Source organism: Lysinibacillus sp. CNPSo 3705 (assembly GCF_028674935.1).
Classification (GTDB): Bacteria; Bacillota; Bacilli; order Bacillales_A; family Planococcaceae; genus Lysinibacillus.
In genome coordinates, this window is record NZ_JAQZSD010000018.1 from 49,918 (window position 1) to 62,047 (window position 12,130).

13 protein-coding genes are annotated in these 12,130 nt (G+C 42.0%); all 13 read left to right on the forward strand.

The annotated features are described in order from the left end of the window. Nucleotides 1–11: 11 nt before the first annotated feature. The 13 genes from PVA17_RS10015 to PVA17_RS10075 all read left to right on the forward strand — a co-directional run bounded on the left by PVA17_RS10015 (nucleotide 12) and on the right by PVA17_RS10075 (nucleotide 12,095). On the forward strand, nucleotides 12–671 hold the full coding sequence (locus PVA17_RS10015; protein ID WP_132359980.1) for a precorrin-8X methylmutase: 660 nt from the start codon (nucleotides 12–14) through the stop codon (nucleotides 669–671). Beyond that, nucleotides 671–1,804 (forward strand): cobalt-precorrin-5B (C(1))-methyltransferase, encoded by a 1,134-nt coding sequence (locus tag PVA17_RS10020; RefSeq protein WP_132359978.1) that lies wholly within the window; start codon nucleotides 671–673, stop codon nucleotides 1,802–1,804. The genes PVA17_RS10015 and PVA17_RS10020 overlap by 1 nt, the downstream gene beginning before the upstream one ends. Then, entirely contained in the window at nucleotides 1,761–2,981 is a 1,221-nt protein-coding gene (gene cbiE, locus PVA17_RS10025; RefSeq protein ID WP_132359976.1) for a precorrin-6y C5,15-methyltransferase (decarboxylating) subunit CbiE, read from the forward strand. The genes PVA17_RS10020 and cbiE overlap by 44 nt, the downstream gene beginning before the upstream one ends. Then, nucleotides 2,974–3,681: a precorrin-2 C(20)-methyltransferase gene (gene cobI / locus PVA17_RS10030; protein ID WP_132359974.1), complete on the forward strand. Its 708-nt coding sequence runs from the start codon at nucleotides 2,974–2,976 to the stop codon at nucleotides 3,679–3,681. The genes cbiE and cobI overlap by 8 nt, the downstream gene beginning before the upstream one ends. Then, nucleotides 3,681–4,466, forward strand: a complete 786-nt coding sequence (cobM, locus tag PVA17_RS10035) for a precorrin-4 C(11)-methyltransferase (protein ID WP_132359972.1) — start codon at nucleotides 3,681–3,683, stop codon at nucleotides 4,464–4,466. The genes cobI and cobM overlap by 1 nt, the downstream gene beginning before the upstream one ends. Then, a complete protein-coding gene (locus PVA17_RS10040) occupies nucleotides 4,459–5,580 on the forward strand; it encodes a cobalt-precorrin 5A hydrolase (protein ID WP_132359970.1) in 1,122 nt (373 codons plus the stop codon). The genes cobM and PVA17_RS10040 overlap by 8 nt, the downstream gene beginning before the upstream one ends. An 11-nt stretch (nucleotides 5,581–5,591) precedes the next feature. Next, nucleotides 5,592–6,959: a cobyrinic acid a,c-diamide synthase CobB gene (locus PVA17_RS10045; protein WP_274067606.1), complete on the forward strand. Its 1,368-nt coding sequence runs from the start codon at nucleotides 5,592–5,594 to the stop codon at nucleotides 6,957–6,959. Continuing rightward, the gene (locus PVA17_RS10050) at nucleotides 6,952–7,590 is read left to right on the forward strand and encodes a precorrin-2 dehydrogenase/sirohydrochlorin ferrochelatase family protein (protein WP_132359966.1); all 639 of its coding nucleotides are present in this window, start codon (nucleotides 6,952–6,954) and stop codon (nucleotides 7,588–7,590) included. Before PVA17_RS10045 ends, PVA17_RS10050 begins: the two co-directional genes overlap by 8 nt. After that, on the forward strand, nucleotides 7,587–8,354 hold the full coding sequence (gene cobA / locus PVA17_RS10055; RefSeq protein ID WP_274067607.1) for a uroporphyrinogen-III C-methyltransferase: 768 nt from the start codon (nucleotides 7,587–7,589) through the stop codon (nucleotides 8,352–8,354). Before PVA17_RS10050 ends, cobA begins: the two co-directional genes overlap by 4 nt. A 32-nt stretch (nucleotides 8,355–8,386) precedes the next feature. Beyond that, on the forward strand, nucleotides 8,387–8,947 hold the full coding sequence (locus PVA17_RS10060; protein WP_132359962.1) for a nitroreductase family protein: 561 nt from the start codon (nucleotides 8,387–8,389) through the stop codon (nucleotides 8,945–8,947). Between the two features lie 14 nt (nucleotides 8,948–8,961). Continuing rightward, the gene (locus tag PVA17_RS10065) at nucleotides 8,962–9,498 is read left to right on the forward strand and encodes a cob(I)yrinic acid a,c-diamide adenosyltransferase (RefSeq protein ID WP_274067608.1); all 537 of its coding nucleotides are present in this window, start codon (nucleotides 8,962–8,964) and stop codon (nucleotides 9,496–9,498) included. Between the two features lie 264 nt (nucleotides 9,499–9,762). Beyond that, nucleotides 9,763–11,262 carry a cobyric acid synthase gene (locus tag PVA17_RS10070; RefSeq protein WP_274067609.1) on the forward strand — a complete coding sequence of 500 codons (1,500 nt, stop codon included), beginning with the start codon at nucleotides 9,763–9,765 and terminating at the stop codon, nucleotides 11,260–11,262. Next, nucleotides 11,259–12,095: a class I SAM-dependent methyltransferase gene (locus PVA17_RS10075; protein WP_132359956.1), complete on the forward strand. Its 837-nt coding sequence runs from the start codon at nucleotides 11,259–11,261 to the stop codon at nucleotides 12,093–12,095. Before PVA17_RS10070 ends, PVA17_RS10075 begins: the two co-directional genes overlap by 4 nt. Nucleotides 12,096–12,130: the final 35 nt, after the last annotated feature.

The following is a 12,130-nucleotide window of genomic DNA, read 5'->3' on the forward strand; positions in this document are numbered from 1 at the left end:
AGGCAATCCAAATGGACTTTAAAACAGATTTCAAACCATTAACAGTAGACCCAGATAAAATTTACGATTACAGTTTCTCTATTATTGCAGAGGAAATGGGCGAGCATAATTTCTCAGAGGATGAGTGGAAAGTTGTACGTCGCATCATTCATGCTTCTGCAGACTTTGAATTAGGGCGTAGCGTAATTATTACACCGGGAGCACTTGAGGCCGGTATTCAATCAATCCTTGCTGGTCGCCATGTTATTGCAGATGTGCAAATGATTGAAAGTGGTTCAGGGAAAAAACGCTTCCAAAAGCATGGGGGCGATTTACACTGTTATATCGCTGATGAAGACGTATCGATTGAGGCGAAAAAACAAAACACAACACGTGCAATTATTTCTATGCAAAAGGCAGCTAAATTACACGAAGGTGGTATTTATGCAATTGGGAATGCCCCAACAGCATTGCTAGAATTAATTCGTTTAATTAAAGAAGGCTTAGCGAAACCAGATTTAATTATCGGTATGCCAGTTGGCTTCGTATCAGCTGCTGAATCGAAGGAAGAGTTATTAAAACTAGAAGGTATTCCGTATATTACAAATGTTGGTCGTAAAGGCGGTAGTACAGTGACGGTTGCCGCATTGAATGCTGTCTCACTTTTAGCGGATGAACAGGCGAAAAAATAATGGAGCGGAAGCCTAAAAAGGATCCTAAAGACATGCGTCACGGTTATACAACGGGGTCCTGTGCGACTGCAGTAACGAAGGCCGCATTACTCGCCTTAATTACAAATGAAGAGCAAGAAACGAGTACGATTCATTTGCCAATTGGACGAGATGCAACCTTTACGATAGAAAAATGTACATTTCAGCATGACGCTGTTAGCTGTGAAACGATTAAAGATGCTGGTGATGACCCGGATGCAACACATAAAGCACTCATTGTTGGCACAGTTAGCTGGTCAGATATACCAGGCATTCATCTGGACGGTGGAATTGGGGTCGGGCGTGTAACAAAGCCCGGCTTACCAGTACCTGTTGGAGAAGCAGCTATCAATCCTGTACCACGGAAGATGATTCATAGTACTGTACAAGGTGTACTTGATGAATTTCAAATTAAACGAGGCGTTAACGTAGTTATTTCCGTCCCTAAGGGTGAGGAAATTGCAAAAAAAACGTTAAATGGGCGACTTGGTATTATTGGAGGCATCTCTATTTTAGGCACAAGGGGAACCGTCGTGCCTTTTTCGAGTTCTGCCTATATGGCCAGCATCGTCCAAGCAATTAGTGTTGCAAAAGAGGCTGGTTGTAAGCATTTAGTCGTCACGACTGGTGGACGTAGTGAAAAGTATGCGATGGCACAGTACCCGCATTTACCAGAGGAAGCGTTTATAGAAATGGGCGATTTTGTAGGCTTTACATTAAAGCATTGTAAACGACTTGGTATGGAGCAAGTATCGCTTGTTGGGATGATGGGGAAATTTTCAAAGGTGGCACAAGGTGTCATGATGGTGCACTCGAAAAGTGCTCCTATTGATTTTAACTTTTTAGCACAATTAGCAGTGGATATAGGTGCAGATGAAGAAACTATTACGAACGTACGAGAAGCAAACACTGCTTCCCAGGTTGGAGAAATTATGGCAGAAAAGGGCTATGATGCATTCTTCCACCACTTATGTGAAGCTTGCTGTTATTCTTCATTACATCATATTAAAGGCGGATTAACGCTATCCACATCGATTTATTCGATGCAGGGACAATTATTAGGAAGGGCTGATGACATTGCATCGATCGATGAAATTGATTGGGATCGGGGATAACGGGCAAGAAAGCTTACTACCGCAATATGTACAATGGATTGAAGACTGTGAGGTACTTGTTGGTGGGGAGCGTGTCCTAGAATTTTTCCCGAATTTCACGGGTGAAAAAATGTTAATTAAAGGTGGTCTTTCAGCGCTTGTCGAAAGATTATCTGCAGAAACAAGAACTACAGTTATTTTAGCGTCAGGTGATCCATTATTTTACGGAATCGGTGGTTATTTAGCGAAAAAGCTAGACATTGACGTGTATCCATATATGAGCTCTATGCAGCTTGCTTTTTCAAAGATGGGGGAAAGCTGGCAAGATGCTTATGTTACAAGTATTCATGGGCGTTCCATGAAAGGCTTAGCACAACGCATTGATGGTAAAAAGAAAGTGGCGTTGCTAACAGATGCAGAGAATAATCCGAATGAGTTGGCACGTTATTTAAAGCATTTTGACATGACAGAATATCGTGCATTTGTGGCAGAAAATTTACAGGGCACAAACGAAAAATTCGGCTGGTATTCGCTTGATGAATTAGAAGTGACTGATTTTTCTCCGTTAAATGTTGTCATTTTACAGCAAACTTCAGTACCGAAACACTATGCACTTGGTATTGATGATGAAGAATTCTCACAGCGTAAGCCAGACAAAGGGCTGATTACGAAAAAAGAAATTCGTGTCTTAAGTTTACAAGCGATGCAGCTACAAAAGGATAGCATCGTTTGGGATGTTGGCACATGTACGGGTTCGATGGCCATTGAGGCCGGCAAGCTTGCGCCAGAAGGTCAAATATTTGCCGTGGAGAAAAATGCTCCCGATTTAGAAAATTGTCTGCAAAATCAGCAAAAGTTCCGTGTAGATATGACAGCTATTCATAGTAAAGCGCCAGCAGGACTTGAAAATTTCCCTGATCCGGATGCGATTTTTATCGGCGGCACTGGAGGAGAAATGGTGGAGTTATTACAATTGTGCTGCACACGCTTAAAGCCAAATGGTCGTATTGTCTTGAATGCTGCAACAATTGAAAATTTATATAAAGCAGTCGAAGCGTTTAAGTCTTGTGGCTTTGCTGTAGACATATTGCAGGCACAGCTGGCGCGCAGTAAACCAATATTAGATATGACACGTTTTGTCCCATTAAATCCTATTTACATTATTTCTGCATATCGAAAGGAAGAAAATCATGAGTAATCTTGGTATTTTATATGGCTTGGGCGTAGGTCCTGGCGATCCAGAGTTAATTACAGTTAAGGCATTCCGTGTTATTCAAGAATCTCCTGTTATTGCCTATCCGAAAAAACTAAAGGGCAGTAAAAGCTACGCACATCGTATCGTAGATGTCTACATTAACCCGGAAGAAAAAGATATGCTTGGCCTAGTATTTCCAATGACAAAGGATGAGGCTGTATTAGAACGCGAATGGACGAAATCAGTAGAACTAGTCTATGAGAAATTAAAAGAAGGTAAGGACGTCGCATTCGTAACAGAAGGTGACCCATTATTATATAGTACGTTCATCCATATGATGAAGCTTATGCAGGACATGCACCCTGACGTTGAAATCCGAACAGTTCCTGGAATTTCTTCGTTCAATGGTTCAGCATCACGACTTGGGATTGCATTAGCAGATGGCGATGACCGTGTTGCCATTGTCCCTGCCCATGATGACTATGATGCCATGCGTGAAGCGATTGAAAGTCACGATGCAGTGGTGTTTATAAAAGTAGCGAAAGTTATTGATTTAATGCTTGAGGTGCTTCGCGATTTAGATTTACTTGATAAGGCATCGGTCGTAACCAAGGTAACATCTGACGAGGAAATCATTTGGGATGTACGGGAGCTAGATGGTGTCGATTTAGAATATTTAACGTTAATGGTGGTGCGTAAATAATGAAAAAAATATATATTGTCGGCGCTGGTCCTGGTGATCCAGATTTAATTACAGTAAAAGGCTTACATATGCTACAAACAGCAGACGTTGTCATGTATACAGATTCATTAGTGAATGAGGACCTAATTGCAAAGGCAAGACCAGATGCAGAGGTTATTCGCACAGCAGGTATGCATTTAGAGGAAATGGTAGCGGTCATGGTAGATCGCGTCAATGCAGGTAAAGTAGTAGCTCGTATGCATACAGGAGACCCTGCGATGTATGGAGCAATCATGGAGCAAGTAGCTCTATTAAAAAAAGAAGGCATTGGCTACGAGGTTATTCCTGGTGTTAGCTCTGTCTTCGCTTCAGCAGCGGCAATCGGGGCAGAATTAACCATTCCTGATTTAACACAAACACTTATTTTAACACGTGCCGAAGGACGTACACCTGTTCCAGAATTTGAGAAGCTACGCGATTTAGCGAGTCATCATTGTACAATTGCCTTATTCCTGAGCGCAACGCTAACAAAGAAAATAGTAAAAGAATTACAAAATGCTGGCTGGGCCGATGATACACCAGTAGCTGTTATTCAACGAGCTTCTTGGCCAGATCAAAAAATCGTCCGTACAACATTAATTGAACTGGATGAAGCAATGCGTGTCAATGGCATTCGTAAACATGCGATGATTTTAGCTGGCTGGGCATTAGATCCGACTATTCATGATAAAGATCAATATCGCTCCAAATTATATGATGCTTCCTTTACACATGGCTTTAGAAAAGGTGTGAAAACAAGTGATTGAGTTACAAGAGGGCGTATTGCCAGAAGTTGACCAACGAAATCCTTATGCAGTTGTCGCCATTACAAAGCATGGTGTACAAATCGGACGTCGCTTGCAGCAAACCTTTGCTGCGAGCGACTTATATTACATGAGTAAATTTGAGCAGGGCGATGAAGAAGAAAAGCATATTCAGATGTTTACTGGTACTGTGCGTCTACTGCTGCCAACTCTTTTTAAGCAATATAAAGGCTTAATTTTAATCATCTCACTCGGTGCAGTTGTACGTATGATAGCACCGATTTTAAAGGATAAAAAGACTGATCCAGGTGTTGTCGTCATTGACGACCGTGGTGAAAACGTGATTAGCGTGTTATCGGGACATTTAGGTGGCGCCAATGAGCTGACACATGAAGTAGCTGCAGCACTTGGAGCAAATCCTATTATTACAACAGCCTCAGATGTGCAAAAGACCATTCCGGTTGATTTATTTGGTGCTCGTTTTGGCTGGGTATGGGATAGTGCCGATAAACTGACACCTGTCAGTGCCTCTGTTGTCAATGAGGAGCACGTTGCAATCGTTCAGGAAACGGGGGAACGTGACTGGTGGATGCGTGACACAACGATGCCAGAGCAAATTAAAATTTATCCGTCAACATATGATGCGATTGAAGCGAAACCACATGCGACATTACTCATTACTGACCGCATCATTGACCCAAAAGAAGAAGTGCTTCTAGAAAATGGCGTTATTTATCGACCAAAATCGGTTGTGCTTGGCATGGGCTGTAATCGTGGGACAGCAGTGGAAGAAATTGAGCAAATCATTGATGAAACCCTTGCAGAGCTGAAGCTTTCGAAAAAAAGTGTGAAAGCGCTATGCACGATTGATTTAAAGAAGGATGAGCAATGTTTCTTAGAAATAACAAAGAAATACGATTGGGAATTTGTAACATATTCACCGGCGGAATTAAATGAAATTGATTTCCCTTCACCATCGGAAACCGTTTTTAAATATACAGGAGCATACGGGGTGAGTGAGCCTGCAGCAATGCGTTATGCGCAGGTGAAGTCACTTGTATTAGAAAAGAAAAAATCGGGCAATGCTACAATCTCTGTTGCTAGATTAACATTTTAAGGAGGAAGCCTATGCAAACGAATCGCTTTGTACTTGCTGGTACTGGTAGTGGAGTTGGTAAAACAACCTTTACCATTGGACTAATGAAAGCGTTACAAGAAAAGGGCAAAATTGTGCAAGGCTTTAAATGTGGTCCCGATTATATTGACCCTACTTATCATACCGCTGTTACAGGACGAGTATCACGCAATATCGATAGTTGGATGTTTTCACATGAAGCAGTGCGAGATATTGTCGCGCGCGCAAGTAAAGATGCTGATGTTTCCATTATTGAAGGGGTCATGGGCTTTTATGATGGCAAAAGTCCACTATCAAATGCTGGCTCTGCAGCAGACATTAGTGTCGTCACAGAGAGTCCCGTTATTTTAATTGTCAATTGTGCAAGTATGGCACGAAGTGTAGCGGCAGTTGTGAAAGGCTTTCAATTGTTGTCGGACCAACCGAATATCGTTGGTGTCATTGCTAACCAAGTAGGAAGTGTCGGTCATTATGAAATAGCGAAGGCTGCTATTGAGCAGGAATGTGGTATTCCTGTCATCGGCTATTTAAAGCGTGAGGAAGGGATTGATATTCCTAGTCGTCATTTAGGACTAGTCCCTGCCATCGAACGAGGGGAACTAGATACATTTTTTGATAAGCTAGGCGCTCTAATGGCTGAGACCATTGATTTAGATCAATTGCTTGCATTAACAAAGGCTCCTGTTCTACATGAATCAGGGCAAATTTTTGATGAACAACCTTCGCAAAATATTTGCATTGCCGTAGCAAAGGATGCAGCTTTTAACTTCTATTATAAAGAGAATTTGGATCTACTACGTGCAAAAGGAGCTGAGCTGCAATTTTTCTCACCACTTGCAAATGAGCCTGTTCCAGCTGAAGCAGACGGATTGTATGTCGGTGGGGGGTTCCCAGAGGAATTTGCAAAAATTTTGGCGGACAATTCGGTTGCCAAAAAGTCTATTCGTGAAGCAGTTGCCAAAGGTTTACCAACATTAGCTGAGTGTGGTGGCTTCATGTATTTGACGGAGGCTATTACGAATAGCAATGGTGACCGTTATGATATGGTTGGTGTTATTCCAGGAGAAGTAGCGATGCAAGCGAAGCTAGCGGCTCTCGGCTACCGTGAAATTTTTGGCACACCAAATAATTTTCTAATTGGGACGGATGAAGAAGCAAAGGGGCATGAATTCCACTATTCAAAATATAGTGGCTCGCATAATACGCCGGCCTATGAAACGAAGGGGCGTTTTGGTAACAAACAAGAGGGCTACCAAGTTGGAAATTTAGTAGCTGGCTATACGCATTTTCATTTCGTATCGAACCCAAAGCTTGTTGACAATTGGTTAACAGCTTGTAAGAAGGTGAAAAATCATGACTAATTATTTTCCTATTCACATCAATATTGAATATAAAACTGTAGTAATTGTTGGAGGGGGACATGTTGCAACACAGAAGATAGCTTCACTGCTTCCAGCTAAAGCTAATATTGTCGTTGTTAGTCCAACTCTAGATGAATCATTACTGCCTCTTGCCGAGTTAGGGCAAATTACGTGGCGTGAAAAAGAATTTGAAGCGCGTGATTTAGATGATGCAACACTCATCATTGCGGCTACAAATGATACGTCAGTAAATGAGGCTGTACAAGAAGCGGCACAACATTGGCAGCTCATCAACCGCGCAGATGCACAGGCTGAAAGCGACTTTATAACCCCAGCAACAGTGCGCCGAGGTCCTTTAGTGTTAACAGTTTCAACGTCAGGTGCTAGTCCTGCATTAGCGCGTAAAATAAAAGCTGACCTCGAAGAGCAATTTGATGAGGTTTATGACGACTATGTATGCTTCTTACAGCAGGCACGTTTAATGATTGCGGCTCAGTTTGACAAGGGCCCACAAAGGCGCAACGCTTTACAATCATTACTTGAACCGAGCCTACTAGAATGGACACGTAATGGAGAGATTGAGAGACGTGAAGCATTTTTACAACAAATACTGATGGGAGAAGCGCAATGAAAGACGGAATAGTGTATTTAGTTGGAGCTGGACCAGGAGATCCAAAGCTCATTACAGTGTACGGGCTCGAATGTATTCAAAAGGCTGATGTCATTGCATATGACCGTCTTGTGAATCCAAAATTACTAGAGTTTGCCAAAAAAGATGCAGAGCTTGTGTACTGTGGTAAATTACCTGGGAAGCATCACTTCATTCAAGATGAGATTCATACATTACTTGTCGAAAAAGCGCATGAAGGCAAGATTGTCACACGTTTAAAAGGTGGCGATCCATTTGTTTTTGGTCGTGGTGCAGAAGAAGCGGAAATTTTAAAAAATCATGGTATTGCTTATGAAATTGTACCAGGTATTACAGCTGGAATTGCTGCCCCAGCATATGCTGGCATCCCTGTAACACACCGAGATTTTGCGACAAGTTTTGCGCTTGTAACAGGTCATGGTCGTGAGGAAAAAGGACAGGACTTTTTAAATTGGCCCGCACTTGCAACAGGCATCGATACAGTTGCCTTTTATATGAGTGTTGGTAATATTGCTTATATTTCTAGAAAGCTCATCGAAAATGGTCGCAAGGCAACTACTCCAGTCGCCGTTATTGAATGGGGAACAACAGAGCAACAGCGTACCATCACAGGTCAGCTTGATGAAATAGCTAGCATTATTGAACGAGAAGGCTATCATAATCCTTCCATGATTGTCGTTGGTGAAGTCGTCAATGTACGCGAGAAAATTCAATGGTTTGAGGAACAGGGACTAGCCTTTACATAAAAACGTATTTAAGCATAAGGAGGAATTACATCATGACAGTAATCGAGGCATTAAAAAATCGTCGTGCGATTCGCAATTACACGACACAGCCTGTTGAAAAAGAAAAGATCGAGAAAATTTTACAAGCTGCAACTTATGCTCCAAATGACCGTATGCGTGAGCCTTGGCATTTTTATGTTATTCAAGATGATGCGATGAAACGCTACGAGGAAATGGCGAATGCCTATTTGCAAGAGCGATTCCCAACAAAACCAAATTTAGTAGAAAGCTCGTTAAAAGTTGTTCAAACAACGCCTGTGGCCATTGTTGTGACAGCAGATATTGTAGAGGACGATGCTGATGCGACAGCAGATAATGTTTTTGCCGTATGTAGTGCTATTATGTCTATGTGGCTTGCTGCAGAAGAGCTTGGGCTAGGTTTTGTATGGCGTACACGTGGTGTAGGACTTGTTCATGATCCACGAATGCATGCATTCATTGGCGCGAGTGAATCACAAAAGGTAGTAGGAACGATCTTTATTGGCTACCCAGAAGAACAGGAGCTTAAAGACAAGAAACGTACCTCATTTGAAGAAAAAACAACATGGCTTTAAGGGAGGCATGAAAAATGGCTAGAAAAGGCTTGTTTTTAGTGTACACGGGTGAAGGGAAAGGCAAAACAACTGCTTCTCTTGGTGTCACATTGCGAGCAGTTGGTCGAGGCCTGAATGTACGCTATATGCAATTTATTAAATCACCAGAGCGTACATACGGAGAGCAAATTGCTCTTCGTAAGCTTGGCGTAGAAATGGAGCAATTGGGAATCGGCTTCACTTGGACAAAAACACCAGACGAGCATCGTGCTGCATTAGCAAAAGCATGGGAAAAAACAAAGGCTGCCTTGCAAGACGACAATATCGATGTACTCGTATTAGACGAGCTCAACAATGCGCTGGCTATTACAAAATTTCCAATCGATGATGTGCTCCCATTAGCCGAAGTCATTGAAGCCATTCAGCAGCGTCCATCTACAATGCATTTAGTCGTAACAGGACGTAGCGCGAATCCAGCGCTAATTGCAATGGCCGATTTAGTATCAACAATCGATGCGACAAAGCATTATTATGATGAAGGCATTCCAGCTGTAAAAGGTCTTGAATTCTAATTAGAGATTCTCACTTTTGTGAGAATACCTGTGGAACGTGGCAATACTCGCGCTTCGGCGGAAATACCCACAGAACGGGGGAGAATACCGGAAGCAAGCTGATCCCCGGTATCAAGGTGATCTTCGCACGTTTGTGAAAATGCTCGCAGAACGTATCAGAATATTCTCGCTTTGAAGTAAATATACACGAAAGCAAGAAAAACACACGCGCAAGGACCCTGACTTGCTCCCCTGCTTCAACTATAAAAAAGGAGGGAAAAGACTATGCCAGCAAAATCTATCATGGTTCAAGGGACGGCATCTGATGTAGGGAAAAGTATGATTTGTACTGCGCTATGCCGTATTTTCTCTGATGATGGGCTAAAGGTAGTACCGTTTAAATCACAAAATATGGCCCTTAATTCGTTCGTAACTCAAGACGGCGGAGAAATTGGCCGGGCACAGGGTGTACAAGCAGAGGCAGCACGAGTTGTCGCAACTACGGATATGAATCCTATATTGCTAAAACCAAAGCAGGATATGGTATCGGAAGTAATTGTTCATGGCAAGCATTTTTTAAATATGGACGCCAAAAGCTATCGCAATCAATTCGTCCAAGAAGCGATGCCGATCGTTGAAAAATCAGTACGAACTTTACAAAATACATATGATGTCATTGTCCTTGAAGGTGCGGGTAGCCCTGCAGAAATTAATTTGAAAGACCGTGATATAGCAAATATGCGCATGGCTCATCTAGCAGATGCAGCGGTTGTGCTAGTGGCTGATATCGATCGAGGTGGCGTATTTGCATCGATCATTGGCACACTCGCATTACTGGACGATGCAGAACGTGCACGTGTGAAAGGGCTGATTATAAATAAATTTAGAGGGCTACGAGAATTACTCGATGATGGCATTGAATGGGTAGAACGTGAAACGGGGATACCTGTCCTTGGCGTAATACCATATGTAGATGTCAATATTGAGGCTGAAGACTCGCTAGCATTATCTTCATTGCGCTTTAAAAAGCCAAAGCAAGGAGAGTTTGGCGTGGATGTGGCAATGATTCGACTGCCGCGCATTTCAAATTTTACGGATGTTGATCCATTTTTTGACGAGCCAGAGGTTGGTGTGCGTTTAATTGGCAATGTCAATGAGCTTGGTACGCCCGACTTACTTATACTACCTGGAACAAAAAGTACAATCGATGATTTAGCGTGGCTAAAGGAACAAGGCTTCGATCATGCGATAGCAAATTTACGCGCACGGGGGACAAAGATTATTGGCATTTGCGGTGGCTTCCAAATGCTCGGTGAAACATTACTTGACCCAGATGCAGTAGAAGGTAATGGGGATTCAGCGCGAGGTCTAGAATTATTACCGATGGAAACGGTTTTTGTCGGTGATAAAAAAACAGTGCAAATGACAGGAACAAGAGGCCAGGATACGTTTACTGGCTATGAAATTCATCTTGGACGTACGAAAATTTTACGTGAGGAAGCATCCCCATTTTTACAGCTTGCAGATGGGCGAGAAGATGGTGCAGTAAGTGCTGATGAGCAAGTGATCGGAACATATTTCCATGGTTTATTCCATAATCGCACTTTTACACGACAGCTTGTCAATGACATTCGCATGAAAAAGGGGCTCACTGCTTTAGCAAGTGATGTGAAAAGTGACGCAGAACGTAGAGAGGACGCTTACAATATGCTTGCAAAGCATGTGCGTGCTAATCTCGATATGAAAAAAGTATACGAAATTATGGATATAGAGGTACCTGTATGACAAGAAAAGGACCATTAGCTATTAATTATGAGGCGTTATGGCAGGAAGGTATGAAGGACTGGCATGGTCAAATGCCAGAAAGAATGGTCAATGATCAATTAGAGGAGCAGTTTTGGGCGCAGTCAATCGCACGTAAAAAGGCCGGACAAACTGACCCTTATGCTGCAAAAATTTTTCAAGAAATTAAAAAAAGTGTTCAATCTGAGGACTCGGTATTGGAAATTGGTCCAGGTTGGGGGAATTATACGTTTCCACTAGCTGATCATGTGCGAAAGCTAACATGTGTAGATAGCTCAGAAAGTATTCTTAGTTATTTAAAAAATTGCATGGAGGATAAGCAACACGTTTCCTATATTCATGCAAAATGGGAGAACCTTGCTGAAGATGAAATAGATGCGCACGATATAGTCATAGGTGTTAATTGCTTTTATCGTATGTATGAAATCAAATCAGCACTTTACCATATGAATCGTCTAGCTAAAAAGCGTGCAATTATTGGCATGACAACAGGGCCGATTCAACCTCACTATGAAATTTTATACGAAAAGTATGGCTACGATATTAAATTTCCACGAAGAGATTATATAGAATTTTTAAATTTGCTCTATGAAATGGATATTTATGCAGAGTGCAAAATCATTCCTTTAGAACGAGTGTATGAATATGAAAGCTATGAGCAGCTTATCACAACACAAAGTAAAAAAATAATAAATAACACTTTTAATAGAGAGCATGTTGAAGAATCGATCTTGCCGTTTATGGAGAAAAAGAACGGGCGTTATTATTATCGTCATGATTTCCATGCAGCACTCGTATCATGGGAGCCGAAATAATTATGAAACCTTTGGACAAAACTAGTGACCAAAGG

Excerpts from the sequence above, each read along its gene's own strand:
- cbiE (WP_132359976.1), top strand. The coding sequence starts at position 1,761 with ATGACATTGCATCGATCGATGAAATTGATTGGGATCGGGGATAACGGG.
- cobM (WP_132359972.1), top strand. The coding sequence starts at position 3,681 with ATGAAAAAAATATATATTGTCGGCGCTGGTCCTGGTGATCCAGATTTA.
- cobI (WP_132359974.1), top strand. The coding sequence starts at position 2,974 with ATGAGTAATCTTGGTATTTTATATGGCTTGGGCGTAGGTCCTGGCGAT.
- PVA17_RS10045 (WP_274067606.1), top strand. The coding sequence starts at position 5,592 with ATGCAAACGAATCGCTTTGTACTTGCTGGTACTGGTAGTGGAGTTGGT.
- cobA (WP_274067607.1), top strand. The coding sequence starts at position 7,587 with ATGAAAGACGGAATAGTGTATTTAGTTGGAGCTGGACCAGGAGATCCA.
- PVA17_RS10065 (WP_274067608.1), top strand. The coding sequence starts at position 8,962 with ATGGCTAGAAAAGGCTTGTTTTTAGTGTACACGGGTGAAGGGAAAGGC.
- PVA17_RS10075 (WP_132359956.1), top strand. The coding sequence starts at position 11,259 with ATGACAAGAAAAGGACCATTAGCTATTAATTATGAGGCGTTATGGCAG.
- PVA17_RS10050 (WP_132359966.1), top strand. The coding sequence starts at position 6,952 with ATGACTAATTATTTTCCTATTCACATCAATATTGAATATAAAACTGTA.
- PVA17_RS10015 (WP_132359980.1), top strand. The coding sequence starts at position 12 with ATGGACTTTAAAACAGATTTCAAACCATTAACAGTAGACCCAGATAAA.
- PVA17_RS10020 (WP_132359978.1), top strand. The coding sequence starts at position 671 with ATGGAGCGGAAGCCTAAAAAGGATCCTAAAGACATGCGTCACGGTTAT.
- PVA17_RS10060 (WP_132359962.1), top strand. The coding sequence starts at position 8,387 with ATGACAGTAATCGAGGCATTAAAAAATCGTCGTGCGATTCGCAATTAC.
- PVA17_RS10070 (WP_274067609.1), top strand. The coding sequence starts at position 9,763 with ATGCCAGCAAAATCTATCATGGTTCAAGGGACGGCATCTGATGTAGGG.